This is a genomic window from Leclercia sp. Marseille-Q4284 (assembly GCF_916618945.1).
Classification (GTDB): Bacteria; Pseudomonadota; Gammaproteobacteria; order Enterobacterales; family Enterobacteriaceae; genus Enterobacter; species Enterobacter tamurae.
On sequence record NZ_CAKAKG010000001.1, the window covers coordinates 49,166 to 75,304 of the forward strand.

General features: G+C 57.5%; 26 protein-coding genes and 1 riboswitch. Of the genes, 14 read left to right on the plus strand and 12 right to left on the minus strand.

The window, feature by feature from the left end:
• The first annotated feature begins 3 nt into the window (after positions 1-3).
• Positions 4-1,434, plus strand: a complete 1,431-nt coding sequence (gene hldE / locus LG383_RS00245; RefSeq protein ID WP_225758061.1) for a bifunctional D-glycero-beta-D-manno-heptose-7-phosphate kinase/D-glycero-beta-D-manno-heptose 1-phosphate adenylyltransferase HldE — start codon at positions 4-6, stop codon at positions 1,432-1,434.
• Positions 1,435-1,570: 136 nt separating this feature from the next.
• Here hldE and LG383_RS00250 read toward each other — a convergent pair whose 3' ends face one another.
• Positions 1,571-1,867: an accessory factor UbiK family protein gene (locus LG383_RS00250; protein ID WP_225758062.1), complete on the minus strand. Its 297-nt coding sequence runs from the start codon at positions 1,865-1,867 to the stop codon at positions 1,571-1,573.
• A 120-nt stretch (positions 1,868-1,987) separates the two neighbouring features.
• A riboswitch (FMN riboswitch) is annotated at positions 1,988-2,138 on the plus strand.
• A gap of 104 nt (positions 2,139-2,242) precedes the next feature.
• Between LG383_RS00250 and ribB the strand changes: the two genes are divergently transcribed.
• Positions 2,243-2,896: a 3,4-dihydroxy-2-butanone-4-phosphate synthase gene (gene ribB / locus LG383_RS00255; RefSeq protein WP_106995845.1), complete on the plus strand. Its 654-nt coding sequence runs from the start codon at positions 2,243-2,245 to the stop codon at positions 2,894-2,896.
• A 42-nt stretch (positions 2,897-2,938) separates the two neighbouring features.
• Here the strand turns inward: ribB and zupT are convergent, their stop codons facing one another.
• The gene (gene zupT, locus LG383_RS00260) at positions 2,939-3,712 is read right to left on the minus strand and encodes a zinc transporter ZupT (RefSeq protein ID WP_106995844.1); all 774 of its coding nucleotides are present in this window, start codon (positions 3,710-3,712) and stop codon (positions 2,939-2,941) included.
• A gap of 196 nt (positions 3,713-3,908) precedes the next feature.
• Here zupT and ygiD point away from each other — a divergent pair, with 196 nt between their 5' ends.
• Positions 3,909-4,700 (plus strand): 4,5-DOPA dioxygenase extradiol, encoded by a 792-nt coding sequence (ygiD, locus tag LG383_RS00265; protein ID WP_106995843.1) that lies wholly within the window; start codon positions 3,909-3,911, stop codon positions 4,698-4,700.
• Between the two features lie 103 nt (positions 4,701-4,803).
• Here ygiD and LG383_RS00270 read toward each other — a convergent pair whose 3' ends face one another.
• The 3 genes from LG383_RS00270 to tolC all read right to left on the minus strand — a co-directional run bounded on the left by LG383_RS00270 (position 4,804) and on the right by tolC (position 8,236).
• Positions 4,804-5,964: a glutathionylspermidine synthase family protein gene (locus LG383_RS00270; RefSeq protein ID WP_225758063.1), complete on the minus strand. Its 1,161-nt coding sequence runs from the start codon at positions 5,962-5,964 to the stop codon at positions 4,804-4,806.
• 2 nt (positions 5,965-5,966) lie between these two features.
• Positions 5,967-6,632 carry a DUF1190 family protein gene (locus LG383_RS00275; protein WP_106995841.1) on the minus strand — a complete coding sequence of 222 codons (666 nt, stop codon included), beginning with the start codon at positions 6,630-6,632 and terminating at the stop codon, positions 5,967-5,969.
• Between the two features lie 173 nt (positions 6,633-6,805).
• Positions 6,806-8,236: an outer membrane channel protein TolC gene (gene tolC / locus LG383_RS00280; protein WP_225758064.1), complete on the minus strand. Its 1,431-nt coding sequence runs from the start codon at positions 8,234-8,236 to the stop codon at positions 6,806-6,808.
• Positions 8,237-8,439: 203 nt separating this feature from the next.
• On the opposite strand from tolC, the gene nudF reads away from it, so the two are divergent.
• The 5 genes from nudF to parE are packed head-to-tail and all read left to right on the plus strand — an operon-like array spanning position 8,440 to position 12,848.
• On the plus strand, positions 8,440-9,072 hold the full coding sequence (nudF, locus tag LG383_RS00285) for an ADP-ribose diphosphatase (RefSeq protein WP_106995839.1): 633 nt from the start codon (positions 8,440-8,442) through the stop codon (positions 9,070-9,072).
• Positions 9,069-9,491: a DUF1249 family protein gene (locus tag LG383_RS00290; RefSeq protein WP_032614182.1), complete on the plus strand. Its 423-nt coding sequence runs from the start codon at positions 9,069-9,071 to the stop codon at positions 9,489-9,491. Before nudF ends, LG383_RS00290 begins: the two co-directional genes overlap by 4 nt.
• A gap of 27 nt (positions 9,492-9,518) precedes the next feature.
• Positions 9,519-10,346, plus strand: coding sequence for a 3',5'-cyclic-AMP phosphodiesterase (gene cpdA, locus LG383_RS00295; RefSeq protein WP_166184037.1), 828 nt, complete (start codon positions 9,519-9,521; stop codon positions 10,344-10,346).
• Positions 10,346-10,927: an esterase YqiA gene (gene yqiA, locus LG383_RS00300; RefSeq protein ID WP_106995837.1), complete on the plus strand. Its 582-nt coding sequence runs from the start codon at positions 10,346-10,348 to the stop codon at positions 10,925-10,927. The genes cpdA and yqiA overlap by 1 nt, the downstream gene beginning before the upstream one ends.
• A 28-nt stretch (positions 10,928-10,955) precedes the next feature.
• Positions 10,956-12,848: a DNA topoisomerase IV subunit B gene (gene parE / locus LG383_RS00305; RefSeq protein WP_225758065.1), complete on the plus strand. Its 1,893-nt coding sequence runs from the start codon at positions 10,956-10,958 to the stop codon at positions 12,846-12,848.
• A 54-nt stretch (positions 12,849-12,902) separates the two neighbouring features.
• On the opposite strand, the gene LG383_RS00310 is transcribed toward parE, so the two are convergent.
• Positions 12,903-13,739 carry an AraC family transcriptional regulator gene (locus LG383_RS00310; protein WP_225758066.1) on the minus strand — a complete coding sequence of 279 codons (837 nt, stop codon included), beginning with the start codon at positions 13,737-13,739 and terminating at the stop codon, positions 12,903-12,905.
• A 166-nt stretch (positions 13,740-13,905) separates the two neighbouring features.
• Here LG383_RS00310 and LG383_RS00315 point away from each other — a divergent pair, with 166 nt between their 5' ends.
• The 3 genes from LG383_RS00315 to LG383_RS00325 are packed head-to-tail and all read left to right on the plus strand — an operon-like array spanning position 13,906 to position 18,206.
• Positions 13,906-15,714, plus strand: coding sequence for a DUF2264 domain-containing protein (locus tag LG383_RS00315; RefSeq protein WP_225758067.1), 1,809 nt, complete (start codon positions 13,906-13,908; stop codon positions 15,712-15,714).
• Positions 15,715-15,745: 31 nt separating this feature from the next.
• A complete protein-coding gene (locus LG383_RS00320; RefSeq protein WP_225758068.1) occupies positions 15,746-16,990 on the plus strand; it encodes an oligosaccharide MFS transporter in 1,245 nt (414 codons plus the stop codon).
• Between the two features lie 28 nt (positions 16,991-17,018).
• On the plus strand, positions 17,019-18,206 hold the full coding sequence (locus LG383_RS00325; protein ID WP_225758069.1) for a glycoside hydrolase family 88 protein: 1,188 nt from the start codon (positions 17,019-17,021) through the stop codon (positions 18,204-18,206).
• Between the two features lie 22 nt (positions 18,207-18,228).
• On the opposite strand, the gene LG383_RS00330 is transcribed toward LG383_RS00325, so the two are convergent.
• The 6 genes from LG383_RS00330 to qseB form a co-directional block, all read right to left on the minus strand.
• A complete protein-coding gene (locus LG383_RS00330; RefSeq protein ID WP_106995831.1) occupies positions 18,229-18,756 on the minus strand; it encodes a hypothetical protein in 528 nt (175 codons plus the stop codon).
• 23 nt (positions 18,757-18,779) lie between these two features.
• Positions 18,780-19,220 (minus strand): peptidoglycan-binding protein LysM, encoded by a 441-nt coding sequence (lysM, locus tag LG383_RS00335; protein ID WP_106995830.1) that lies wholly within the window; start codon positions 19,218-19,220, stop codon positions 18,780-18,782.
• Positions 19,221-19,318: 98 nt separating this feature from the next.
• Positions 19,319-19,633, minus strand: coding sequence for a putative quinol monooxygenase (locus LG383_RS00340; RefSeq protein WP_225758070.1), 315 nt, complete (start codon positions 19,631-19,633; stop codon positions 19,319-19,321).
• A gap of 29 nt (positions 19,634-19,662) precedes the next feature.
• The gene (locus LG383_RS00345; RefSeq protein ID WP_166184023.1) at positions 19,663-20,244 is read right to left on the minus strand and encodes an NAD(P)H-dependent oxidoreductase; all 582 of its coding nucleotides are present in this window, start codon (positions 20,242-20,244) and stop codon (positions 19,663-19,665) included.
• A 106-nt stretch (positions 20,245-20,350) separates the two neighbouring features.
• Positions 20,351-21,700 (minus strand): quorum sensing histidine kinase QseC, encoded by a 1,350-nt coding sequence (gene qseC / locus LG383_RS00350; protein ID WP_225758071.1) that lies wholly within the window; start codon positions 21,698-21,700, stop codon positions 20,351-20,353.
• Positions 21,697-22,356: a quorum sensing response regulator transcription factor QseB gene (gene qseB / locus LG383_RS00355; protein ID WP_225758072.1), complete on the minus strand. Its 660-nt coding sequence runs from the start codon at positions 22,354-22,356 to the stop codon at positions 21,697-21,699. Before qseB ends, qseC begins: the two co-directional genes overlap by 4 nt.
• Positions 22,357-22,494: 138 nt before the next feature.
• Between qseB and LG383_RS00360 the strand changes: the two genes are divergently transcribed.
• The 3 genes from LG383_RS00360 (at position 22,495) to plsC (ending at position 26,134) form a co-directional block, all read left to right on the plus strand.
• Positions 22,495-22,896, plus strand: a complete 402-nt coding sequence (locus LG383_RS00360; protein WP_106995826.1) for a YgiW/YdeI family stress tolerance OB fold protein — start codon at positions 22,495-22,497, stop codon at positions 22,894-22,896.
• Between the two features lie 119 nt (positions 22,897-23,015).
• Complete coding sequence (parC, locus tag LG383_RS00365) at positions 23,016-25,274, plus strand: DNA topoisomerase IV subunit A (RefSeq protein ID WP_225758073.1); 2,259 nt, start codon at positions 23,016-23,018, stop codon at positions 25,272-25,274.
• Between the two features lie 122 nt (positions 25,275-25,396).
• Entirely contained in the window at positions 25,397-26,134 is a 738-nt protein-coding gene (gene plsC / locus LG383_RS00370) for a 1-acylglycerol-3-phosphate O-acyltransferase (RefSeq protein WP_106995824.1), read from the plus strand.
• Positions 26,135-26,139: the final 5 nt, after the last annotated feature.

Genomic DNA, 26,139 nt, shown 5'->3' on the forward strand with positions numbered 1-26,139 from the left:
GGAATGAAAGTAACACTGCCAGAGTTTGAACGTGCTGGAGTTATGGTGGTTGGCGATGTGATGCTGGATCGCTACTGGTATGGGCCAACCAGCCGCATTTCCCCGGAAGCCCCGGTCCCGGTGGTGAAGGTGGATACCATTGAAGAGCGTCCTGGCGGCGCGGCAAACGTGGCGATGAACATTGCTTCCCTCGGCGCGCACTCGCGTCTGGTGGGGCTGACCGGTATCGACGACGCGGCGCGTGCGCTGAGCAAGACCCTGGCGGACGTGAACGTCAAATGTGACTTCGTTTCTGTTCCGACGCACCCGACCATCACCAAGCTGCGTGTGCTGTCGCGCAACCAGCAGCTGATCCGCCTCGACTTCGAAGAGGGCTTTGAAGGCGTGGATCCAGAGCCGCTGCACGAGCGCATCAACCAGGCGCTGGGCAATATCGGCGCGCTGGTGCTCTCTGACTACGCCAAAGGGGCGCTGGCCAGCGTGCAGCAGATGATTACGCTGGCGCGCGATGCCGGTGTGCCGGTGCTGATCGACCCGAAAGGCACCGATTTCGAACGCTATCGCGGGGCGACGCTGCTTACGCCGAACCTGTCTGAGTTCGAAGCGGTAGCGGGTAAATGCAAAACCGAAGAGGAGATCGTTGAGCGCGGCATGAAGATCATCGCCGACTTCGACTTCTCCGCGCTGCTGGTGACCCGCTCCGAGCAGGGGATGACCCTGCTGCAGCCGGGCAAAGCGCCGCTGCATATGCCAACCCAGGCGCAGGAAGTGTATGACGTCACCGGTGCCGGTGATACGGTTATTGGCGTGCTGGCGGCAACGCTTGCCGCAGGTAATACGCTGGAAGAGGCCTGCTACTTTGCTAATGCCGCCGCGGGCGTGGTGGTGGGTAAACTGGGTACCTCTACCGTTTCGCCAATCGAACTGGAAAACGCGGTGCGCGGTCGTGCCGATACCGGTTTTGGCGTGATGAGCGAAGATGAGCTGAAAGTGGCGGTTGCTGCCGCCCGCAAGCGTGGCGAGAAAGTGGTGATGACCAACGGCGTGTTCGACATTCTGCACGCGGGTCATGTCTCCTATCTGGCGAATGCGCGCAAGCTGGGCGACCGTCTGATTGTGGCGGTTAACAGCGATGCCTCCACCAAACGCCTGAAAGGCGAGACCCGGCCGGTGAACCCGCTTGAGCAGCGCATGATCGTACTCGGCGCGCTGGAAGCGGTGGACTGGGTGGTCTCGTTCGAGGAAGACACGCCGCAGCGCCTGATTGCCGGGATCCTGCCGGATCTGCTGGTCAAAGGCGGTGACTACAAGCCTGAACAGATCGCGGGTAGCGAAGAGGTGTGGGCCAACGGCGGGGAAGTGATGGTGCTCAACTTTGAGGACGGGTGTTCAACCACCAACATCATCAAGAAGATCCAGAAAGACAGTCAGTAATTCGTGCGGGCTGATGCCCTCACCCCAACCCTCTCCCACAGGGAGAGGGCGCAAACATTAAAAACGGCAACCTGGGTTGCCGTTTTGCTTTTGCCTCGTAGGCCCGGTAAGCGAAGCGCCACCGGGCGTTACAGCGTTATTCTACGTCGTTAACCGGTGGGATCGCCGGTGCCGGACGCACTTCTTCAACGACGTTGCGGTTTTCCAGCTCGGTCAGACGCTGCTCCAGCAGGGCGATTTTCTCGCGGGTACGCAGCAGCACCTGCGTCTGTACGTCAAATTCTTCACGGCTGACCAGATCCAGACGCATCAGCTGCGACTGCAGCACCTGGCGGATCTTCTTCTCAACGTCATCACCGAATTCACGCACGCCTTTCGGCATAGATTCATGGACCTGGCGGGCAAGTTGTTCAATTTTTTTTGGGTCGATCATGGTAGTTCCCTTGAAGAAAAGGTGTTAACGACCATTGTAGCGCGTAACTGCGATCCTTAAACCAGATTTGTGTGAAGCTTATGCGTTGCCGAACATAATCATTAGCGTTATAGTTATCCCGCTTATTCTCAGGGCGGGGCGAAATTCCCCACCGGCGGTAAATCAGCTCTACGCTGAAAGCCCGCGAGCGCTTTGGGTGCAAACTCAAAGGTCAGCAGATCCGGTGTAATTCCGGGGCCGACGGTTAAAGTCCGGATGGGAGAGAGTAACGAACCAGTCGGGCGAGGCCCGCTCACGTTATTTTTTTGCCGCACGACGGCGCTCCTAAGACTGCCCTGATTCTGGTAACCATAATTTTAATGAGGTTTTTTTACCATGAATCAGACGCTCCTTTCCTCTTTTGGCACCTCTGCTGACCGTGTAGAACAGGCGCTTGCTGCGCTTCGCGAAGGTCGCGGCGTGATGGTGCTTGACGATGAAGATCGTGAAAACGAAGGCGATATGATTTTCGCCGCCGAAACCATGACCGTTGAGCAGATGGCGCTGACCATCCGTCACGGCAGCGGTATTGTTTGCCTGTGTATTACCGAAGATCGCCGTAAACAGCTGGATCTGCCGATGATGGTAGAGAACAACACCAGCGCTTACGGGACCGGTTTTACCGTGACCATCGAAGCGGCCAGCGGTGTGACCACCGGCGTGTCTGCTGCTGACCGCGTGACCACCGTGCGTGCAGCCATTGCCGATGGCGCAAAACCTTCTGATCTGAACCGTCCGGGCCACGTGTTCCCGCTGCGCGCGCAGCCTGGCGGCGTCCTGACCCGCGGCGGCCACACCGAAGCGACCATCGATCTGGTGACGCTGGCTGGCTTCAAGCCTGCCGGTGTGCTCTGTGAACTGACCAATGATGATGGCTCTATGGCGCGCGCGCCGGAGTGCATCGAGTTTGCCGGTAAGCACAACATGGCGGTAGTCACTATCGAAGATCTGGTGGCGTATCGCCAGGCGCACGAGCGCAAAGCCAGCTGATAACGCATCAATAAAAAACGCCGGGATAACCCGGCGTTTTTTTTAGCCTATTCCGGCCGTCTGGAGTAACACCAGACTGAGCCCCATCACCGACATCCCGCACAATACGCCATAGCTGGGATTGTTATTCGGGTCGATCTCTTTGGCGAGCGGCATCAGCTCATCCACCGACAGCGCCACCATAATTCCTGCTACCGCTGCCATAATGGCTGCCATCACCACCGGCGAAATCAGGCTGCCGAGGATCAACCACGCCAGCACCCCGCCGAGGATCTCCGCCATGCCGGAAATGCCTGCCCAGAACACCGCTTTACGCTTTGATCCGGTAGCCGCATAGACCGGGCCCGCCACTGCCAGCCCCTCAGGGATATTGTGCAGCGCCACTGCCAGCGCAATACCAAAACCTAACTCCAGATTGTTGCTGGCGGTCACGTAGGTGGCAACGCCTTCCGGAAAGTTATGCAGGCTGATGCCCAGGGTCAGGAGCAGGGCGGTGCGCCGAAGGTTAGCGGGCAGCGGCTGACTCCCTTTTTGCATCAGGTCCTGCGGGTGCGCGTGGGGCAGCATTCTGTCCAGCGCAAAGTAGCCCAGCAGGCCAACGACAAACATCCCGTAGCCGAGCACCGGCGACATGCCTTCCGTGCCGAGGGCGGCGGGCAGCATCTCCATCAGGGAGATGAGCAGCATAATCCCGGCCGCAAAGCCGAGGGAAAAGGCCAGCACGCGGTTAGAGGGCTTCTGGCCCAGGACGCCGAGCATGGCGCCGATAAACGTGGCAGCACCAGCAAGAATAGTCAGAATCAGCGGAACTGACATTCACCTCTCCTTATGATAATGATTCTCATTAATATTAAAGGCTAAACTCGCACAATGCGAGAGGGTACAGTCGCCTTTACAGATCCCTTACATTCAAATTTCCTGATGATCTTCATCATGGTTATCTGAGTTCATCTTATCGGGTTAACGGTTAAGGTAAAGCTATCAAATCGACACCTTGTGTAAGGATATCATCATGACTTCTTCTCGTATGCCAGCGCTGTTTGTGGGTCACGGCAGCCCAATGAATGTGCTGGAAGATAACGTCTACACCCGCGCCTGGCGGCATCTGGGCGAGACGTTGCCGCGTCCGAAGGCGATTGTGGTGGTCTCCGCACACTGGTTTACCCGGGGCACCGGCGTCACCGCGATGGAAACCCCGAAAACCATCCATGATTTCGGTGGATTCCCGCAGGCGCTGTACGACACACACTATCCGGCACCGGGCTCCCCGGCGCTGGCGCAGCAGCTGGTGGATCTGCTGGCCCCGATCCCGGTCACTCTCGATAAAGAGGCGTGGGGCTTTGACCATGGCTCCTGGGGCGTGCTGATCAAGATGTATCCGGATGCCGACATCCCGATGGTGCAGCTCAGCATCGACAGCACCAAACCTGCGGCCTGGCACCTGGAGATGGGGCGTAAGCTCGCGTCTCTGCGTGACGAAGGCATTATGCTGGTGGCCAGTGGTAACGTAGTGCATAACCTGCGCACCGCTCGCTGGCACGGGGAAAGTACGCCTTATCCCTGGGCGACGTCATTTAATGATTACGTGAAAATGAACCTGAACTGGCAGGGGCCAGCAGAGGAGCATCCGTTGGTCAATTACCTGGCACACGACGGCGGCTCGCTCTCGAACCCGACGGCGGAACACTTCCTGCCGCTGCTCTATATCCTGGGCGCGTGGGATGGTCAGGAGCCGATTACCACACCGGTAGAGGGCATCGAGATGGGCAGTTTGAGTATGTTGTCGGTGCAGGTGGGGAAATAAAGGCAAAACGGTAACTCCTGTTACCGTTTTTAGTGTTTGCACCCTCTCCCTGTGGGAGAGGGTCGGGGTGAGGGCATCAGGCCGCACAATCCCGGCAATACGGCTATTCCACGAAGATATGCGGGTAGAACCGTGACAGATCCTGGGTGATCAGCGCCCGATCTTCACGAATACCAATCCCGGCTGGTTGATCGTTGATCAACCAGCTGCCGATCAGCATATAGCTGTCGCCATACTTCGGCAGTTGATAGAACTGCTGGACGATCATCCCCTCTTCGCCATACGGGCCTTCTACCGCTTCCACGGTGCTACCGTTTTCGATAATCGACACGTTGGCCCCCTCGCGGGAGAAAATCGGCTTTTTGACGTACTTATCCATCTGCGGATAGTCATCTTCCGCGAAGTACGCTGGCAGCAGATTCGGATGGTCCGGGAACATCTCCCACAGCAGTGGCAGCAGGGCCTTGTTGGAGATAATGCTCTTCCACGCCGGTTCCAGCCAGCGCACGCCAGCATCTTCCAGTTTGGTGGAGAACACTTCGCGCAGCATGTATTCCCACGGATAGAGCTTGAACAGATTACTGATAACCTGATCCTGCGTATCGGTGAACTGGCCTCTTTCGCCCAGCCCGATATCTTCTATATAGAGAAACTCGCTGGCAACCTCGGCCTCGGCTGCGCAATCCTGCAGATACTGCACCGTGCCGCGATCTTCAACCGTGTCACGACAGCAGGCGAAGTGCAGCAGGTTGAAGCCGTGCTGCTCGCGCAGCTCAGCGAAACGCTCAATCAGCTTTTCCTGCAGGCTGTTGAACTGATCGCTGCCTTCAGGCAGGTTGCCCGCTGCGACCTGATCTTCGAGCCAGATATACTGGAAGAAAGCCGCTTCGTACAACGAGGTTGGCGTATCGGCGTTATTCTCGAGCATCTTCGGCTCACCGACGCCATCCCACGCCAGATCGAGGCGCGAATAGAGCGACGGCTGATGCGTCTGCCATGACTGACGCACAAAGCCCCAGGTGTGCTTCGGAATGCGGAATTTAGCCAGCAGCTCATCGCTGGCAATGACCTTCTCCACGACCTTCAGGCACATCTGATGCAGTTCAGCCGTCACCGCTTCCAGCTTTTCAACCTGGTCGAGGGTCAGCTTGTAATAAGCATCTTCACACCAGTATGGCTCGCCGTACATGGTGTGAAAGTTGAAACCGTATTCGGTGGCTTTTTCGCGCCAGTCCGGGCGCTCAACAATACTGACTCGTTCCATTATCAGCCGCCCATAGAGCGTGTTGAGGTGCCGGTCGCGCTACGCTGCATGGTGTTCTGTTTAGCAACAGAGTCACCGAAGCCGCCGCGGGTAACGGTATTCGTGGTCGCTGGTTTTGGTGCCATGGCGGTCTTAGGCACGTTCATGGTGCGGCCTGGTTGAGCAGCGCCGTAACCTTTGCCGCTGGCATCGGTGTACTGGCCGTAAGCCGGGCTGGCCGGGTTTTTCGAGCTGAACAGCGGCTGCTGTTTATAACCCGCGCCACCACCCATCAGACGGCCCATCATATAACCCGCCATCAGCGGCATCCAGAAGCTGCCGCTGGACTGTGCCTGGGCCTGGTTTTCCGGGGCGGTACCCGCCTGAGCCGGTGCCTGCTGGCACTGACCTTCGCCAAATTCTGCCACGCAGTCTTCACGGCTGGCGTATTTCGGCGCGGTGCGTTCCGCTTCCTTCAGGGCGTTGTTGTAAGAGGCGGTACACTCCGCGCTTTTACCGGTGGCTGCAGCACAGTCATCGGCATTCTGATAGAGCGAAACCGTTTCGTCAGTTTGTTCACAGCCTGCCAGCATAAAAACAGCGGTAAACGCCAGGGCGACAGGGGTGAGATGACGCGCGTTCCAGCTTTTGCGGAACGAAGCGTGATTAATGGATTTTGTCCGTTTCATAATTGTCTTCCAGGACCCAGTGGTAAAACACAGAAAATAACGCTCAGAATAGAGGATGAGTGGTGGAAATTGAAGCGATCGGCGTCAAACAGGGGGATCTTTACGTTGGCTTACGTTTTTTTGTCGGGCAGGCAGGATTTAACCGGCCTGGTGAACCCAGGCCGGTATCAATATCAGTTGCTGGTAGTGCGTGCAGCGGCGGCAGTGTAACCGTCAGCAGAGGCATCCTGCTGTGGGTTTTCCGGGGCCACGGCTTCCGGGGTAGTGGAGATCGGTTTACCCAGGGCACCGTTCAGCGCCAGCAGATCCTGCTCGTTCAATGTACCCAACGCTTGCTTAATGTTCAGCTGGTTAATCAGGTAGTTGTAACGGGCGTTTGAGAGCTGTTGTTTGGCGTTGTACAGCGTGGTGGTCGCGTCCAGCACGTCAACGATGGTACGGGTACCGACAGAGTAACCGGCTTCCGAGGCATCCAGTGAGCTCTGGGCAGAGACCACGGCCTGTTTGTAGGCATTGATGCTGCTGACAGAGGCGTTCACGTTGTTGAAGGAGGAACGCACGGTCTGTACTACGCTGCGGTGCGCGCTTTCGAGCTGCTCGCTGGCACCAACAAAGTTGTACTGCGCCTGTTTGACCTGCGAATTCACCTGGCCGCCCTGATAGATTGGCAGGGAGAAGTTCAGGCCGATTTTATTCTGGCCAACATCGCTATCGTTGTACTGGCCGGCGTTGGCACCGCTGGTTCTGGAACCGCTGTAGCTGGTGTTAGAAATGCTGCTGGAGGCGCTCAGGCTCAGGGTTGGCAGATGACCATCCTGTGCCAGGCGGATCTGCTCGCGGGCCAGATCCTGGCTCAGACGCGCCTGCAACAGGCTGAGGTTACGGTTTTCAGCTTCTTTCAGCAGGGCATTCACCGCCTGCGGCTTTTCGGCTTTGAAGTGATCAACGTTCAGCGAGGCCAGTTGCGGGTAGTAATTACCGGTTACCTGACGCAGCTCTTCGACGGCATTATCCAGGTCGTTACGCGCGGTAACTTCGTTCGCCAGCACGTTGTCGTATTGTGAACGGGCGTTCTGCACGTCAGTGATCGCCACCAGGCCCACGTTGAAACGCTGGGTGGTCTGATCGAGCTGACGATAGATAGCTTGTTTCTGTGCTTCAACGTAGGAGAGCGTATCGATGGCGCTCAGCACTTTGAAGTAGGCGGTTGCCGTATTAAGGATCAGCGTCTGCTGGTCGGTCTGATAGGTGACATCCTGAATACCGGCAGATTTCTCCTGCAGGCTCAGGTTACGCCATTTAGACATATCAAACAGCGTCTGGGTTAACTGGAGTGAACCGCTGGTGACGTTAGAGTCGACACCGTTAGCATCACGGTAACCGTTGTTATAGGTATAATCTGCACCTAAACCCAGCTGCGGTAATAATGGGCTGCGTGCTTCATTAATCTTTTCAAAGGCAGCATCACGATCGGCGGCGGACCTACGCAGTTCCGGGTTGCTCAGACGTGCCTGCTTATAAACCTGCATCAGGTCCTCTGCCTGACTCAACGCGCTGAAACCCGTCAGGCTCAGGCCGATGAGGATGGGGAGCAATTTCTTCATTTGCTTTCCTTGTTGTGAAGCTTAGTTAGCGCTGATCTAATTAAAAAATATCTACCGATTCTAGCAGACTTCGCCACTGCAAAAGGTTGGCGTTCCGTGCCATGCGGCAGTAACTTGCATCAATTTACCATACTGTAGTAGAAACCGCAGTTTAGCTGAATTGAATTTCACCTTGACGCCACCATTTATATCAGGATGCAAACATGGATAAACCAGAAAAGTTGCCAGTGACTTTCACAAAAAACGATGTAGAAATTATTGCACGAGAAACGCTCTACAGCGGATTTTTTTCACTGGAATTATACCGTTTTCGCCATCGTCTGTTTAACGGTGAAATGAGTGGCGAAGTCAGACGCGAAATTTTTGAGCGCGGGCATGCTGCAGTCTTGCTACCCTTTGACCCAGTGCGTGACGAAGTGGTACTGATAGAGCAGATTCGCATTGCCGCCCTGGATACCAGCGAAAGCCCGTGGTTACTGGAGATGGTGGCCGGGATGGTGGAAGAGGGCGAGACGCCGGACGATGTCGCCCGCCGCGAGGCGATGGAAGAGGCCGGGCTTGATGTCGGTCGTACAAAACCGATCACCAGCTATCTGGCAAGCCCTGGTGGCACCAGCGAGCGCCTGTCAGTTCTGGTTGGCGAAGTGGACGCCACGACCGCGCAAGGGATTCACGGTCTGGTTGATGAAAACGAAGATATTCGTGTTCATGTGGTAAGTCGGGAGCAGGCTTATCAATGGGTAGAAGAGGGGAAAATCGACAACGCGGCTTCTGTCATCGCTTTGCAATGGCTCCAGCTGCATTATCAGGACTTACGAAACGAGTGGAAAAAATGAAGCGTTATACACCTGACTTCCCTGAAATGATGCGCCTGTGCGAGACCAATTTCGCCCAATTGCGCCGATTACTGCCGCGTAACGATGCGGTGGGTGAAACAGTGAGCTATCAGGTGAGCAACGCGCAGTATCGATTAACTATTGTTGAATCAACCCGTTACACTACACTGGTGGAAATTGAGCAAACCGCGCCCTCCATCAGCTACTGGAGCCTGCCGTCGATGACGGTGCGGCTCTACCATGACGCGATGGTCGCTGAAGTGTGTTCAAGTCAGCAGATCTTCCGCTTCAAAGCGCGTTATGATTACCCAAATAAAAAGTTGCATCAACGTGACGAAAAGCATCAAATTAATCAGTTTTTGGCCGATTGGCTACGATACTGTTTAGCACATGGAGCGATGGCGATTCCGGTTTGTTAGCGTCGTAAACCTACCTAAGGACACCATTTGGAAAGCCTGTTGAACCTGACTGTTGCTGGTGGGGCGCCAGTCAGGGTATTGCAAATTACTGATACTCACCTGTTTGCCAATAAGCATGAAACCCTGTTAGGTGTGAATACCTGGGAGAGTTATCAGGCTGTTCTGGAAGCCATTCATGCCCAGAAGCGCGAGTGCGATCTGATTGTCGCCACGGGCGATTTGGCGCAGGATCAAACCTCCGCGGCTTATCAGCATTTTGCTGAAGGTATCGCGAGCTTTAACGCGCCCTGTGTCTGGTTACCCGGTAATCACGATTTTCAACCTTCAATGTATAGCGCGCTTCAGGATGCGGGGATTTCGCCTGCGAAACGGGTCCACACGGGCGACAACTGGCAAATTATGCTGCTCGACAGCCAGGTTTTCGGCGTGCCGCACGGCGAGCTGAGCGAGTTTCAGCTGGAGTGGCTCGAAGCAAAACTTGAGGCCAATCCTGAGCGTCATACCCTGCTTTTACTGCACCATCATCCGCTGCCGGCAGGATGCAGCTGGCTCGATCAACACAGCCTGCGTAACTCCGCTGCCCTCGATCGGGTGCTGATGAAGTTCCCGCGGGTGAATAACTTACTCTGCGGCCATATTCACCAGGAGCTGGATCTCGACTGGAACGGTCGTCGCCTGCTGGCTACGCCCTCTACCTGCGTGCAGTTCAAACCGCACTGTGCGAACTTCACCTTAGATACCATTGCGCCTGGCTGGCGCTGGCTGGAACTGCATGCTGACGGCTCGTTAACGACCGAAGTCTGCCGCCTGCAAAGCACGCAGTTCCGCCCGGATACTGCGTCAGAAGGCTACTGATGTCTGCGCTCCTTTATCTGCACGGGTTCAACAGCTCCCCGCGCTCCGCAAAAGCAACGCTGTTTCGACAGTGGCTGGAGGTGCATCATCCCCACGTCGAGATGATCGTCCCGCAGCTGCCGCCATACCCGGCCGAGGCCGCCGACATGCTGGAGGCGATTGTCCTGGAGCACGGCGGCGAGCCCTTTGGTGTAGTGGGGTCATCCCTCGGCGGTTATTACGCCACCTGGCTGTCTCAGTGCTTCATGGTACCTGCGGTGGTGGTCAATCCGGCGGTGCGGCCTTTTGAGCTGCTGGTGGGCTATCTGGGGCACAACGAGAACCCCTACACCGGACAGCAATATGTGCTAGAGTCACGCCATATTTACGACCTCAAAGTTATGCAGATTGACCCGCTGGAAGCACCAGATCTTATCTGGCTGCTGCAACAGACGGGTGATGAAGTGCTGGATTACCGCCAGGCGGTGGCGTACTACGCCTCCTGCCGCCAGACTATAGAAGAGGGCGGTAATCATGCCTTCACGGGCTTTGAGGATCATTTCACCCAGATTGTCGATTTTCTTGGTCTGCACAGCCTCTGACAATCGCTGCGAATTGCTAGTTTAAATCATGACGCAAACCTATAACGCTGATGCCATTGAGGTACTCACCGGGCTTGAGCCGGTTCGCCGCCGTCCGGGGATGTACACCGATACCACGCGCCCAAACCATCTGGGCCAGGAAGTAATTGATAACAGCGTCGACGAAGCGCTGGCGGGCCATGCCAAACGCGTCGACGTTATTCTGCACGCCGATCAGTCGCTGGAAGTCATCGACGACGGTCGCGGCATGCCGGTGGATATTCACCCGGAAGAGGGTGTCCCGGCGGTGGAGCTGATCCTCTGTCGTCTCCATGCGGGCGGCAAGTTCTCCAACAAAAACTACCAGTTCTCGGGTGGCCTGCACGGGGTAGGTATCTCCGTGGTCAACGCCCTGTCAAAACGGGTTGAAGTCACCGTGCGCCGCGACGGCCAGGTGTACAACATCGCCTTTGAGAACGGCGACAAAGTGCAGGATTTGAAGGTGATCGGTACCTGCGGTAAACGCAATACCGGCACCAGCGTCCACTTCTGGCCGGACGAGAGCTTCTTCGACAGCCCGCGTTTCTCGGTCTCGCGCTTAACGCACATTCTGAAAGCGAAAGCGGTCCTCTGTCCTGGGGTGGAGATCACCTTCAAGGACGAGGTCAACAACAGCGAGCAGCGCTGGTGCTACCAGGACGGTCTGAACGACTACCTGGGCGAAGCGGTCAACGGTCTGCCAACCCTGCCGGAAAAACCCTTTATCGGGACTTTTGCCGGTGATACGGAAGCGGTGGACTGGGCGCTGCTGTGGCTGCCGGAAGGCGGCGAGCTGCTGACCGAAAGCTACGTCAACCTGATCCCGACCATGCAGGGCGGGACCCACGTTAACGGCCTGCGCCAGGGGCTGCTGGACGCGATGCGCGAGTTCTGCGAATACCGCAATATCCTGCCGCGCGGCGTGAAGCTGTCGGCAGAAGATATCTGGGATCGCTGCGCCTACGTGCTGTCGGTCAAAATGCAGGACCCGCAGTTTGCCGGGCAGACCAAAGAGCGTCTCTCCTCGCGCCAGTGTGCGGCGTTTGTGTCGGGCGTGGTGAAAGATGCCTTCAGCCTGTGGCTGAACCAGAACGTACAGGCCGCAGAGATGCTGGCCGAAATGGCCATTTCCAGCGCCCAGCGCCGTCTGCGTGCGGCGAAGAAAGTGGTGCGTAAAAAACTGACCAGCGGCCCTGCGCTGCCGGGCAAGCTGGCGGACTGTACCGCGCAGGATCTGAACCGCACCGAGCTGTTCCTGGTGGAAGGGGATTCCGCAGGCGGATCGGCCAAGCAGGCGCGCGATCGTGAATACCAGGCGATCATGCCGCTAAAGGGTAAGATCCTGAATACCTGGGAAGTCTCTTCCGATGAGGTGCTGGCCTCGCAGGAGGTGCACGACATCTCCGTGGCGATCGGTATCGATCCGGACAGTGAGGACCTGAGCCAGCTGCGTTACGGCAAGATCTGTATCCTCGCGGATGCGGACTCCGATGGCCTGCACATCGCCACCCTGCTGTGCGCGCTGTTTGTGAAGCACTTCCGTGCGCTGGTGAAAAACGGTCACGTTCACGTGGCATTGCCGCCGCTGTACCGTATCGATCTCGGCAAAGAGGTCTATTACGCTCTGACGGAAGAAGAGAAAGCGGGCGTGCTGGAACAACTCAAGCGCAAGAAGGGCAAACCGAACGTGCAGCGCTTTAAAGGGCTGGGCGAGATGAACCCGCTCCAGCTGCGTGAAACCACCCTTGATCCCAATACCCGCCGTCTGGTGCAGCTGACCATCAGCGATGAAGACGAGCAACAGACCAACGCGATGATGGATATGCTGCTGGCCAAGAAGCGCTCGGAAGACCGCCGCAACTGGCTGCAGGAGAAGGGCGACCTGGCGGATATCGAAGGTTGATATAACGACAGGTTTTGTAGGCCGGGTAAGGCGTAGCCGCCACCCGGCATCTCCTCAGGCCGCATGATTCTTCCGGTACTGCAAGGGCGTCTCTCCGATGCCCTTTTTAAATGCGCTAATAAAATACGTCACATCCGAAAACCCCACCCGCGCGGCAATCTCCCGCACGCTCGCCTCACTGTGCAACAAACTCTCGCAGGCCTTACGCAGGCGCAACGTATTCAGGTAATCGTGAATTTTCTCCCCCGTTTCGGCATGAAACTTCCGTGACACGTAGCTGCGGGATTTCCCCAGCTCGCCTGCCAGCGCATCGAGGCTGAACTTTTGCTGGTAATGCTCATCCAGCCAGAACATCACCTGGCTGGCGATCCCCTTGCTGTTACCGGGCTGGCCTTCGTCATCGGGCGGCAGCATGGCAAACAGACCGATCAGCAGGCTGGCGACGCGCTCGCTGTTCATCGGCGGCGGATAGCAGCTGAACAGATGATCGAGATGGCTGTGGCAGTGCGCCATATCCGCCACCCAGGCTTCGCCTCCGCGCCGGGACAGCTTCTGCAGCCGCTGCTGCGTCTGGGGAAAATCGCGCAGCGCCTTCAGAACCGCATGCTGATCGAGATGAATAATGGTCCGCCGGTAGTTCGCTTCGGCCTGCGGGTCGACCATCACCTTGTGCAGGGTAAAAGGCGGAAAGAAAAACAGCCGTCCCGGGCGCATGGTGTAGTGGCGGTTATCGACAATCGCCACGCCAAACCCTTCTTCAACATAGAGAATTTCCAGACACTGGTGCCAGTGGTGGTAGCGCACGGTGTTGGCAAACAGGCGGCTGAACGACACGATGGTATCGTTCAGGGCAATCAGCTCAAGGTGTTCCGCCGTCGGTGTCTCGCGCATAGTGCAATAAAACTCAACTTTTCCCTTTTCCTGCTTCTTTATAAACCACCTTTTTAAATTTCCTTAACTGCCTGTTTATTCATCTCTCACTCCTGTGACCCGGGTAACATTTCTGCCCCTCACTGATTAACTATTCTTTGCCGCAGTTGATTACGAGGACCAGCCTATGTGCGCGGCAAATAAAGAAAAATCAAATCCGTTGTCATCCCGCCAGGATCTGGTGGCGGCCCTGAATACCCTGCTGGCGGCGGTAGACACCCAGTTCCCGGCGGGCAGTTCCCGCTTTTCGCTGGGGGATACCAGCGCCCATTACGCCACGGATGTCGCGCAGATGGAGGGGCTCTCCCGGGTGTTGTGGGGACTGTTTCCTCTGCTGGCCGCGGGCGACAGCACGCCGTTCAGCGACAAATACATCGCCGCCATTAAGCAGGGCACCGACCCGCAAAGCGCAGGCTACTGGGGCGAAGCCGGGCCTTACGATCAGCGACTGGTGGAGATGGCGGCCTATGGCCTCGGGCTGGCGCTGCTGCAGGACAAACTCACTGAGCGGTTTAGTGAACGCGAGCTGATGAACCTGCACGCGTGGCTGAACCAAATCACCGACGCGACGATGCCGGACAGCAACTGGAACTACTTCGCCATCATGGTGCAGTTGGGCTTTAAGCGTGCCGGACTGCCGTATGATCAACAGGCCATCGATCGCCGCTTCGCGATGATGGATGCCTACTATCTGGGGGAGGGGTGGTACTCCGACGGCCCGGGTCGGCCAAAGGATTACTACATCTCGATGGCGTTTCACTTCTACGGCCTGATCTACGCTACCCTGAGCGGGGATGAGGCGCGGGCGAAAGTGCTGCGCCAGCGTTCGCGTCTGTTTGCCGAAGACTTTATCTATATGTCCGCTGCGGATGGCGCTTCGGTGCCTTTTGGCCGCAGCCTGACCTACCGCTTCGCGATGGTCGCCTTCTGGAGCGCAGTGGCCTTCTCCGGGCTGGAGGTGTTCACGCCAGGTATTGTGAAGGGGATTATCCTCCGTCATCTGCGCTGGTGGCAGCAGCAGCCGATAACCGATCGCGACGGGATCCTGACCCTCGGGTTTGCCTACCCGAATCTGGCGATGTGCGAGGACTATAACTCCCCCGGCTCGCCGTACTGGGCGCTGAAAACGTACCTGATCCTGGCCCTGCCGGAGAGCCATCCGTTCTGGCAGGCCGACGAGCAGCCGCTGCCTGCGCTTGCTGAGAAGCGCGTCATTCACCATGCCCAGCAGATCCTTATCCACACCGACCATGTGACCCTGCTTACCGCCGGACAGCTGGAGCTGAACAACTACGTCAACACCGAGGCGAAATACACCAAATTTGCCTACTCCAGCCGGTTTGGTTTCACCATTGAGCGCGGACGCTTCGGCCTCAAGCACGCCGCCTGTGATTCGATGCTGCTGCTGGCCGATGGCGATAACTACTTCCGCGGACGCCGCGAGTGCGAGACGGTACGTGTGGACGAGAATTACATCTTCTCGCGCTGGTCGCCGTGGCATGACGTTCACATTGATAGCTGGCTGGTGCCGTTCGGCGAGTGGCATCTGCGTCTGCATCGCATCACCAGCGCGCGCACCTTACAAACGGTTGAGGGTGGCTTCGCGGTGATGAAGACCGAACCGCAGCTTCATGGGCGGGGCAGTTACCTGAGCGCCGATAACGGCAGCAGTGCCATCGTCGATCTTTCGCCTGCCATCAGCCGCCAGCCGGACAGCGTGGTGACGCCACCGAACAGCAGCATCATGTTTGCCGGGTGCGCCACCATCCCCGTGCTCACCAGCACCCTCCCGCAGGGCGAAAGCTGGCTGTGCTGCGCGGTGATGGCCTCGGCTGAGAATAAAAACCGGGCGGAAAGCCCCCAACTGCAAATCAACAATAACCAGGTGGTGATTCGCGCACCTGGAAGCGAACGTCAGCTGTCGTTCATTTTATAAAGCCCTTACCCTGGATATCGGCGAGGATGGTATGAATAACAAAACTGAATATTACAAAATCAGCAGTTTTATCTTTCTCTATTTCTTTACCTGGTCGGCAAGTATTGGTCTGCTGGCGATCTGGCTTGGACAAAAAGCTAATCTCAGCGGGTCGGTGATCGGCACCGTCTTTGCGGTGAACGGCATCTTCTCCGTTATTCTCAAACCGATCTACGGCTATATTCTGGATAAGATCGGCATGAGCAAATACCTGCTCTATTTTGTAGTGGCGATGTCCGCCCTGATGGCGCCGTTCTTTATTTACGTTTATCAGCCGCTATTAATGTCCAACACCATGCTGGGGATTATTATCGGCGCGCTCTATTTAAGCTTCGCCTGGTACGCGGGTGTGGCGGCGTGCGAATCCTATTCCGACCGTTTCAGCCGCCTGAACGGCATGGAGTTTGGTCAGATCCGCATGTGGGGTTCATTGGGCTGGGCGGTGGCGTCGTCGTTCTCTGGCCTGCTGTTTAACCTCTCTCCCTCTTACAACTTTATTATGGGCAGCGTGGCATCGGTGATTATGCTGATTGTCCTGCTGAACCTGAAGGTGAACACCAACTCCGAGCATGCCGGTGAGGTGCTGGCCAAAGAGAAAATCGCCCCGGCGGATGTCTATGCCTTACTGCGCAGCCGCAAGTTCTGGGCCTTCTGCCTGTACGTGGCGGGCGTGGCGTGGATGATGTTTATCGCCGAGCAGCAGTTCTCCCGCTATTTCGTCACCTTCTTCGATGATATTCACCAGGGCAACGCGGTGTTTGGCTATCTCGGTACCGTGCAGTCGGGGATGGAATTCGTGATGTATATGGTGATCCCGCTGTTCGTGAACTTTATCGGGGCTAAGCGTGGATTGTTAATCGTCGGCCTGATTGTCGGCGCGCGACTGATTATTTCCGGGATGTGCGACTCGCACCTGTTAATTTCGGTGCTGAAACCGCTGTACGGTCTGGAAATCTGTCTCCTGCTGGTGTCGGTATTTAAATATATCGCCGAGCATTTCGATAAACGCGTGAATGCCACCATGTACCTGCTGGGCTACCAGGCGATGCTCTACGTCGGCAACGTCGTGGTGTCGTCACCTGCCGGGTATATGTATGACCGCATCGGCTTCGAGCAGACCTATATCATCATGGGCGCCACGGCGCTGACCTTTACCCTTATTTCTGCGTTTACCTTATCCGCCTGCCAGAGCAAATGGCGCGGGGCTAAAACGCTGAACGTTGCAGAACACCACTAATTTACGCCGTCAAAGAAGGAATCGAATTATGTTAAGTCATATCACCGAGGAACGTCTGGCCGATATTCCCGCGCCCGTGGATGAACGCGCCTTCCGGGATGAATTAAGCTCGGCGCGCAGCCATGTCCTCGATCTGATTAGCCGTCATTTAACGGAGTTCGGTGAACAGTTCCCGGCGGAAACCTGCAAGGACGGATTTTACCCGCTGACGGAAAACGTCGAGTGGACTACCAGCTTCTGGACCGGGCAGCTGTGGCTGGCGTGGGAGATGAGCGGCGAGGAGAAATTCCGCGCCATGGCCGAGAAACACACCCGCTCGTTTGGCCTGCGCATCGCCGGGCGCAATGACACCAACACCCACGATCTCGGCTTCCTCTACACGCTCTCCTGCGTGGCGGACTGGCGTCTGACCGGCAGCCGCGAGGCGCGCGGCTTCTCGCTGCTGGCCGCCGAAGCGCTGCTGGAGCGCTTCCACGAGAAAGCGAAGATTATCCAGGCGTGGGGGGATCTGGCGGATCCGGAGCAGGCCGGGCGGATGATCATCGACTGCAACATGAACCTGCCGCTGCTCTACTGGGCAACCGAGCAGAGCGGGGATCCACGCTTTGCCGAAGCCGCCAGAGCCCACGTGATGCAGGCCGCGACTTACCTGATCCGTGAAGATGCCTCGACCTTCCACACTTACTATATGGATGTGGTGACCGGCGCGCCGCGCTACGGCAACACCCAGCAGGGCTATGCGGATGACTCCTGCTGGTCGCGCGGCCAGGCGTGGGGGATTTACGGCTTCCTGCTGAGCTACATCTATACCGGCGACGCGACGATGATCGCCCTGTCAAAACGGCTGGCGAACTACTTCCTCAACCGGCTTCCGGAGGATCACGTCTGTCACTGGGATCTGGCCCTGGTGGGCACCGATGCCTTGCGCGATTCGTCGTCGGCGGCGATTGCGGTATGTGGCCTGCTGGAGCTGGTGAAGCACCTGCCGGTAACCGATCCGGATCGCGAGCGCTATCTGGCGTGGGCGAAAGGGATCATGTCCTCGCTGACGAAGCACTATCTGATGGGTAAAGAGGAGAAGGGCAACGGCCTGCTCAAGCACTCGGTTTATCATCTCGCCAGCAACAAGGGGGTGGATGAGTGTGCCAGCTGGGGGGATTACTTCTACGTTGAGGCGCTGGTGCGCTTTACGCAAAGCTGGAAATTATACTGGTAAGAAAAGCGCTGGGGTGCGCTTATCACCACCCCAGCACTTCAGTAATGACCCGCCGATAGGGGGTGTCGATTTGTTGCGGCACCTGATCAATATAGTCCCGCGCGTGCTGGCGGGCCTCACCGCTCAGACTGTCCAGATAAACAATGGCTTCGTCCACGGTGGGTACCCGTCCCTCCAGCGAGGCGCTTCGCGGTGGCAATCCGGTCCAGATCACCGCCTCGATGCCTCTCTCCACCGCCCATCCCGAGAGCAGGCCGGTGTGGCGACCGGCGATCGGCAGCGAGCCGATGCCGTCGCAGCGCTCCTCAGGGATCCCTTCGCGCTCGCGCAGGGCCTGACAGGCCACACTCAGCGTTTCCGCGTTGAGCCACGCCCAGAGCACCGGCACGGCAGGGGCATTCATACAGATGGCGGTAGCCAGCTCACCGCCGTCGCTGACCCGACAAAATTCGATGGGCAGCGACGGTCCGTCGGTGTGCCACTCCCCGGCGACGGGGAGTGAGCCGCTTTTCCATATCAATGAGCCCCAGCCCAGGCAGGCTATCTTCATCCTGTTCTCTCTGTGCGTTGCTATCAGGCTTCAGGGATACGCAGCGTCTGCCCTGGATAAATTTTATCCGGGCTGGAGAGCATAGGGCGGTTGGCTTCAAAGATTTTGTTGTATTTCGACGCGTCGCCGTAGACGGTTTTGGAGATGGCGCTCAGGGTGTCGCCCGATTTAACCGTATAGTAGGTGGCCTCATGCTGGGTGTCAGTGGCGTTGATGGTGTTCTCCACCTCGCTGACGCCCGCGATATTCCCCACCGCGACCTGGATTTTTTCTTTCTGTTCCTGAGTGAGCCCGTCACCGGTCACCACGGCCTTACCGTCGTTGACGTTGACCTGCACCTTTTCAGCGCCCGGTATGTTGAGCTTTTTGAGATGCTCAGAGACTTTATCGCTTTGACCTTTGTGATCGGTCAGGTTGTCCCACAGCTTTTCACCGGCTTCTTTAACGAAGTTAAAAATTCCCATCCTGAATCTCCTGTAAGATATGAATTCAGAATAAGCATAGCAGGCAGATGGCAGGTATTCAGTCTTCCCCGGTCCGAAGAAGACTGAATCGGATTTTATTAAGACGCGGGCTCAAGAATACGAATATGCGTTTCCAGAACATCACCTTTCACCGCCTCGCTCCACGCTTTCATGTGCGGGGTCTGCAGGTGCGCTTCGAGGTGGGCCACGGTTTCCCACTGCTCAACCATGACGATGGAGTCCGGGGCAGTGGTCTGGAAGCTGACGCCAGCGGCGGTATCCACCATTGGCGCGTAGCCGTGGCAGCCTGCTTCTTCTAAAACGGTCGGGATAATCTTCGCAAACTCATCCAGCACCGCCTGACGGTGATGTTGACCTGGGCGGGTGCGGATTTCAGCAATAACGGTAAGCATGGTCATTTCTCCTGATAACATGCCACCAGTTAAGCAAAAATTTCCGCGAGATGCTTGCGATATTCTGCGATATAGCGTGGCACATCCGGCATTTTGATCACGTCATTGGTGATAAAAGTCGGCAGCGCCTCCATCCCCAGGAACTGGTTGGCCTTGTGGAATGGGAGATACACACCGTCAACGCCCACGCCGTGGAAGAACTGATCTTCGTCGGTGAAGGCCTCCATCGGGGCGTTCCAGGTCAAGGAGAGCATATATTTTTTCCCCTGAATCAGGCCGCCGGAGCCGTACTTCTTCGAGGCATCAGAGCGGGTGCGGCCGTCGCTGGCATACAGCGCGCCGTGACCTTCGGTAAAGACGTCGTCCATGTACTTTTTCACGGTCCATGGCGCGCCCATCCACCAGCCAGGCATCTGCCAGATAACCACGTCAGCCCAGAGGAAGTTCTGCACTTCGGCCTGGATATCGTACTCACCGTCGGTGCGCACGACCTTAACATCATGCCCGGCGTCGCGCAGGAAGCCGTCCGCGACCTCGGTCAGGGTGTCATTCAGTTGGCCATTAGAGTGGGCGAATTTTTTCGCGCCGTTGATAATCAGAATATTGCTCATTACGTTGTCCTCAGAGTAGCGAGTCTGAGGGCCATTCTACGCGCGACAGCGGTGCGGTGAAATTAGCAAAATGTGCAAAGTCTTTTGCTGAAACGGCAATAATCCCTTACCAGCCGATCCTGACCTCAAACCCGCCATCCTGCCCGTTGCGGAGAGAAACCTGCATCCGGTGCAGCGTGGCAATGCGCTTGACGATCGACAGACCCAGGCCGCTGCCGGTCTGATCCTGGCCGGGCGGGCGATAAAAACGCTCCCCGATCCGCGCCAGGGCCTCGGGCGCAATACCCGGGCCGGTATCGCGTACGGTAAAGCTGTGGGTATCCAGCGTCACCTCCACCACACTGCCGCGCGGACTGTAGCGCACGGCGTTATCCAGCAGGTTACGCACCAGCAGGCTCAGGAGCAGCTGCTGCCCGGTGCGGGTGACCTGCGGGTCGTGAATATGGAGGCGGATCTCGATTCCGGCCTGCTGCGCCGGGTGATAGATATCCATCACCGCCGACTGGAGTAAATCGGCCATCTTAAGGGGTTCGACATCGTCCAGATTTTCCAGCGAATCCAGGCGCGACAGCGTCAGGAGCTGCTCAACCAGCCTTGATGCCCGGTCGATCCCGGCGTGTAGCTGGTCCAGGGCTTTCGCCTGCGCCTGCGGGTCGTCCAGCGAGAGCTGCGCGACGTCGGTCTGCACTTTCAGGGCGGTTAGCGGGCTGCGCAGCTCGTGGGCAGCATCCGAGGTAAAGCGGCGCTCGCGGGCCATCATCTCCCCGGTGCGGGCGAAAAGCTGATTCAGCGCCTCCACCAGCGGGCTGACCTCCGCGGGCACCCCGTGCGTCGGCAACTGGTCGGTGGCATCGGGGGAGCGGGCGCGCAGGGTTTGCGCCAGCTTTTTCAGCGGCCAGAGTTCACGGCTCAACAGAACGATTAGCACCAGCAGCATCACCGGCAGGGCCACCAGCCATGGGGTGAGCTGGGATCTCACCACGTCCAGCGCCATCTCCTGGCGGTACTCCCGCTCCTGGCCGACCACCACCCGGTACTTGCCGTCCGGTGCGGTAAGCCATAAGAAGCGCCAGTCGTCGTTATCGTCGTTGAGCTGGCCGTTATCAAACCCTTCCCGACGATAGTGATACGGGATCTCGCGCCCGTTTTCGCCGTCGTTAAGCACCATTTTGCCGTCGGGGGTGTAGATGGCGAAGGCCAGCGCATCGTCATCCAGATGCCCGTGTTTCGCTTTTTTTGGCACCTCGCGCATCCGCTCCGGGGCGCGGATCTCATCCAGATCCATGGTCAGGAGCCGTTTAGCAAACAGCATCTGCTGGGTGTCGAACAGCTTATCGAGCTTCTCGCTGGTCTGCTGCCAGGCGACCAGGCTGGCGGCAAACCACGCCGTCAGCGACAGGACGAGGAACAGCAGCGTCAGGCGCAGCTTGAGGCTCAGGCGTTGGGTCAGTTTCATGCATCACCCAGGGTATAACCGATGCCGTGCACGGTGCGGATAAAATCGCTGCCGAGCTTGCGGCGCAGATGGTGGACGTGGACCTCTATGGCGTTGCTGGAGACATCGTCGTCCCAGGTATAGAGCTTCTCTTCAATCAGCTTGCGCGGCAGCACCCGGCCCGCGTTGCGCATTAACAGCTCCAGCAGGGCGAACTCTTTCGGCTTGAGCACCAGGGTGTCGCCATTAATGCTGGCCACCAGCCGGGTGGGATCGAGCGTGACGCCGCCGTGGCGCAATTCGCTGTGCGCCTGACCGTGGCTGCGGCGAACCAGCGCCTCAAGGCGGGCGGCCACTTCGATCAGCGCGAAGGGTTTACAGAGATAGTCGTCGGCCCCGAGACGCAGCCCCTCGACGCGCTGGTTAAGCGCATCCCGCGCGGTGAGGATCAGTACCGGCTCGCTGCGGCCCTGTTCCCGCCATTCACGCAGGATCTGCAACCCGTCGATGCCGGGCAGGGTCAGGTCGAGCACCACCGCGTCATAGGGGGCGCTGTAGAGCGCCGCTCTGCCGGTTTCACCCTCGGTGAACCAGTCCACGCTGAAGCCCAGTTTTGTCAGCCCGGCCTTGATACCGTCGCCGATCAGCTTGTCGTCTTCTACCAGTAAAATGCGCATGTTCCCTCCCTGTTGCGGCCAGTAAACCCTCTGTCACGCCCGGCTGTACAGTAAAAAAATTTAAATTTTCCGCTTAAGAAGTTGTTAAGGTTTACCCTGTTTAATGGATTGCGAAACGACATTAAAGGGAGAGTTAAGATGAAAAAATATGCTGCGATTGCTGCCATCATGATGATCACCACCGCGCCGGTGTTTGCTGCTCAGGGCGGGTTCAACGGCCCGTCAGCGACGGCAACCCAGACGCAAACCCAGCAGGGCGGTTTTGTCGATAACGACGCCAACCTCACCACCGCCGCCAAGGTCAAGGATCTGAAGGACGACAGCTGGGTAAAACTGCGCGGGAACATCACCGAGCGCCTGTCCGACGACCGCTACACCTTCCGCGATGAGAGCGGCACGGTGAACGTTGAGATCGACAACAAACACTGGAACGGCCAGACCATTTCCCCGCAGGATAAGGTTGAGCTGCAGGGCAAGGTCGATAAAGAGTGGAACGATTTCGAAATCGACGTGAAACAGGTTATCAAGCTCAGCAAATAACCCGGGAAGGGGCCGCTATTCGGCCCCTTTTTCTTTGTGACTCGACTCGCCAGATAAGGTAGTATCTGCGGCAATATTGCCTGAAACCAACTGGTTTCTGAGTTGAGGAATCCCATTTAATGAGCGATATGGCAGAGCGCCTCGCGCTACATGAATTCACGGAAAACGCCTACCTGAACTACTCCATGTACGTCATCATGGACAGGGCGTTGCCGTTTATCGGTGATGGGCTGAAACCCGTTCAGCGCCGCATCGTGTATGCGATGTCTGAGCTGGGTCTGAATGCCAGCGCCAAGTTTAAAAAATCCGCCCGTACCGTCGGTGACGTGCTGGGTAAATACCATCCGCACGGCGACAGCGCCTGTTATGAAGCGATGGTGTTGATGGCCCAGCCATTCTCGTACCGCTATCCGCTGGTCGACGGCCAGGGGAACTGGGGTGCGCCGGACGATCCGAAGTCGTTCGCGGCGATGCGTTACACCGAATCCCGCCTCTCTAAATATGCCGAATTGCTGCTCAGCGAGCTGGGCCAGGGCACCGTGGAGTGGGTACCAAACTTCGACGGTACGATGCAGGAGCCGAAAATGCTGCCTGCGCGTCTGCCGAACATCCTGCTGAACGGCACCACCGGCATTGCCGTGGGGATGGCGACGGATATCCCGCCGCACAACCTGCGTGAAGTGGCGAAAGCGGCGATCACCCTGATTGAACAGCCGAAAACCTCGCTGGATGAGCTGCTGGATATCGTCCAGGGGCCGGACTACCCGACCGAAGCGGAGATCATCACCTCCCGCGCGGAAATCCGCAAAATCTACGAGAACGGTCGCGGCTCGGTGCGCATGCGCGCGGTGTGGACCAAAGAGGACGGCGCGGTGGTGATCACGGCGCTGCCACACCAGGTCTCCGGCGCGAAAGTGCTGGAGCAGATCGCCGCCCAGATGCGCAATAAAAAGCTGCCGATGGTAGATGACCTGCGCGACGAATCCGACCACGAAAACCCGACCCGTCTGGTGATCGTGCCGCGCTCTAACCGCGTGGACATGGAACAGGTGATGAACCACCTGTTCGCCACCACCGATCTGGAAAAAAGCTACCGTATCAACCTGAACATGATCGGCCTCGACGGTCGTCCGGCGGTGAAAAACCTGCTGGAGATCCTCACCGAATGGCTGACCTTCCGTCGGGATACGGTGCGCCGTCGTCTGAATCACCGTCTGGAAAAAGTGCTTAAGCGCCTGCATATCCTTGAAGGTTTGCTGGTGGCGTTCCTCAATATCGATGAAGTGATCGAGATCATTCGTACCGAGGATGAGCCGAAGCCGGCATTGATGTCGCGCTTTGGCATCAGCGAAACCCAGGCTGAAGCGATCCTCGAGCTGAAACTGCGCCATCTCGCCAAACTGGAAGAGATGAAGATCCGCGGTGAGCAGAATGAGCTGGAAAAAGAGCGCGATCAGCTGCAGGCGATCCTCGCCTCCGACCGTAAGATGAACAACCTGCTGAAGAAAGAGCTGCAGGCGGATGCCGAAGCCTTCGGTGACGAGCGTCGTTCTCCGCTGCACGAGCGCGAAGAAGCGAAAGCGATGAACGAGCATGACATGCTGCCGTCCGAGCCGGTGACCATCGTGCTGTCACAAAGCGGCTGGGTACGCAGCGCCAAGGGTCACGACATCGACGCCCCGGGCCTGAGTTACAAAGCGGGGGACAGCTTCAAAGCCGCGGTTAAGGGTAAGAGCAACCAGCCGGTGGCCTTTATCGACACCACCGGACGCAGCTACGCCATCGATCCGATAACGCTGCCGTCGGCGCGCGGGCAGGGCGAGCCGCTGACCGGCAAGCTGACGTTGCCGCCGGGTGCCACGGTTGAGCACATGCTGATGGAAAGCGATGAGCAGAAGCTGCTGCTGGCCTCCGATGCGGGCTACGGCTTCATCTGTACCTTTAACGATCTGGTATCGCGTAATCGCGCGGGCAAGGCGTTGATTAGCCTGCCGGAAAACGCCCGGGTCATGACGCCGCTGGTGATTGAAAACGAGAGCGATATGCTGCTGGCGATCTCCGCCGCAGGCCGCATGCTGATGTTCCCGCTGAGCGATCTGCCGCAGCTGTCGAAAGGGAAGGGCAACAAGATCATCAACATCCCGACGGCGGACGCGGCCGCAGGCGAAGACAGCCTGGCGCACCTCTTTATTCTGCCGCCGCAGAGCACTCTGACCATTCACATGGGCAAACGCAAAATCAAAATGCGTCCGGAAGAGCTGCAGAAAGTGGTCGGCGAACGTGGACGCAAAGGGTCGCTGATGCGTGGCCTGCAACGCATTGAACGCGTGGAGATCGACTCGCCGCACCGCGTTAAAGCGGGCGATAACGAAGCGTAACAGAGCACCTCCCCCTCCGTTCAGGAGGGGGTCTCGCGTAAAACATCCGTTATAAAAACAAAAGAGTTACCCGCTTACAGTTGCAGTATAATCGTCAGCTGTCAGGGGTTTTTGAGGTCGCTATGCTATTAATTGTTCGTTCCATTCTTGCCGTGATTTACTGCATTCTGGTCTGTATTTTCGGCTGTATTTACTGCTTGTTCAGCCCGCGCAATCCAAAGCACGTTGCCACCTTTGGCCACATGTTTGCCCGTCTGGGGCCGCTGTTTGGTGTGAAAGTCGAGACGCGTCTGCCGGAAGGGGTAGAGAAGCACGGCAACGCTATCTATATCGGTAACCATCAGAACAACTACGATATGATCACCGCCGCCAAAATTGTCCAGCCGCCAACCGTGACCGTGGGCAAAAAAAGCCTGCTGTGGGTGCCGTTCTTTGGCCTGCTCTACTGGCTGACCGGCAACCTGCTGATCGATCGTAACAACCGCGCCAAAGCGCACGGCACCATTGCCGAGGTGGTGAACCACTTCAAAAAGCGCAGGATCTCCATCTGGATGTTCCCGGAAGGGACCCGCAGCCGCGGTCGCGGCCTGCTGCCGTTCAAAACTGGCGCGTTTCACGCCGCAATTGCGGCAGGTGTACCGATTATTCCGGTGTGTGTTTCCAACACATCGAATAAGATTAACCTCAACCGCCTGCGTAACGGCCTGGTGATCGTCGAGATGCTGCCGCCGGTCGATGTCAGTAAATATGGCAAAGATCAGGTGCGTGAGCTGGCGGCCCATTGCCGCGAATTAATGCTGAATAAAATCGCTGAGCTCGATAAAGAAGTCGCAGAGCGCGAAGCCGCTGGCAGGGTTTAAGCCGG

Bases quoted from the DNA above. Each gene is read 5' to 3' on its own strand.
- hldE (WP_225758061.1), top strand. From the start codon at position 4: ATGAAAGTAACACTGCCAGAGTTTGAACGTGCTGGAGTTATGGTGGTT.
- LG383_RS00250 (WP_225758062.1), bottom strand. From the start codon at position 1,867: ATGATCGACCCAAAAAAAATTGAACAACTTGCCCGCCAGGTCCATGAA.
- ribB (WP_106995845.1), top strand. From the start codon at position 2,243: ATGAATCAGACGCTCCTTTCCTCTTTTGGCACCTCTGCTGACCGTGTA.
- zupT (WP_106995844.1), bottom strand. From the start codon at position 3,712: ATGTCAGTTCCGCTGATTCTGACTATTCTTGCTGGTGCTGCCACGTTT.
- ygiD (WP_106995843.1), top strand. From the start codon at position 3,909: ATGACTTCTTCTCGTATGCCAGCGCTGTTTGTGGGTCACGGCAGCCCA.
- LG383_RS00270 (WP_225758063.1), bottom strand. From the start codon at position 5,964: ATGGAACGAGTCAGTATTGTTGAGCGCCCGGACTGGCGCGAAAAAGCC.
- LG383_RS00275 (WP_106995841.1), bottom strand. From the start codon at position 6,632: ATGAAACGGACAAAATCCATTAATCACGCTTCGTTCCGCAAAAGCTGG.
- tolC (WP_225758064.1), bottom strand. From the start codon at position 8,236: ATGAAGAAATTGCTCCCCATCCTCATCGGCCTGAGCCTGACGGGTTTC.
- nudF (WP_106995839.1), top strand. From the start codon at position 8,440: ATGGATAAACCAGAAAAGTTGCCAGTGACTTTCACAAAAAACGATGTA.
- LG383_RS00290 (WP_032614182.1), top strand. From the start codon at position 9,069: ATGAAGCGTTATACACCTGACTTCCCTGAAATGATGCGCCTGTGCGAG.
- yqiA (WP_106995837.1), top strand. From the start codon at position 10,346: ATGTCTGCGCTCCTTTATCTGCACGGGTTCAACAGCTCCCCGCGCTCC.
- parE (WP_225758065.1), top strand. From the start codon at position 10,956: ATGACGCAAACCTATAACGCTGATGCCATTGAGGTACTCACCGGGCTT.
- LG383_RS00310 (WP_225758066.1), bottom strand. From the start codon at position 13,739: ATGCGCGAGACACCGACGGCGGAACACCTTGAGCTGATTGCCCTGAAC.
- LG383_RS00315 (WP_225758067.1), top strand. From the start codon at position 13,906: ATGTGCGCGGCAAATAAAGAAAAATCAAATCCGTTGTCATCCCGCCAG.
- LG383_RS00320 (WP_225758068.1), top strand. From the start codon at position 15,746: ATGAATAACAAAACTGAATATTACAAAATCAGCAGTTTTATCTTTCTC.
- LG383_RS00325 (WP_225758069.1), top strand. From the start codon at position 17,019: ATGTTAAGTCATATCACCGAGGAACGTCTGGCCGATATTCCCGCGCCC.
- LG383_RS00330 (WP_106995831.1), bottom strand. From the start codon at position 18,756: ATGAAGATAGCCTGCCTGGGCTGGGGCTCATTGATATGGAAAAGCGGC.
- lysM (WP_106995830.1), bottom strand. From the start codon at position 19,220: ATGGGAATTTTTAACTTCGTTAAAGAAGCCGGTGAAAAGCTGTGGGAC.
- LG383_RS00340 (WP_225758070.1), bottom strand. From the start codon at position 19,633: ATGCTTACCGTTATTGCTGAAATCCGCACCCGCCCAGGTCAACATCAC.
- LG383_RS00345 (WP_166184023.1), bottom strand. From the start codon at position 20,244: ATGAGCAATATTCTGATTATCAACGGCGCGAAAAAATTCGCCCACTCT.
- qseC (WP_225758071.1), bottom strand. From the start codon at position 21,700: ATGAAACTGACCCAACGCCTGAGCCTCAAGCTGCGCCTGACGCTGCTG.
- qseB (WP_225758072.1), bottom strand. From the start codon at position 22,356: ATGCGCATTTTACTGGTAGAAGACGACAAGCTGATCGGCGACGGTATC.
- LG383_RS00360 (WP_106995826.1), top strand. From the start codon at position 22,495: ATGAAAAAATATGCTGCGATTGCTGCCATCATGATGATCACCACCGCG.
- parC (WP_225758073.1), top strand. From the start codon at position 23,016: ATGAGCGATATGGCAGAGCGCCTCGCGCTACATGAATTCACGGAAAAC.
- plsC (WP_106995824.1), top strand. From the start codon at position 25,397: ATGCTATTAATTGTTCGTTCCATTCTTGCCGTGATTTACTGCATTCTG.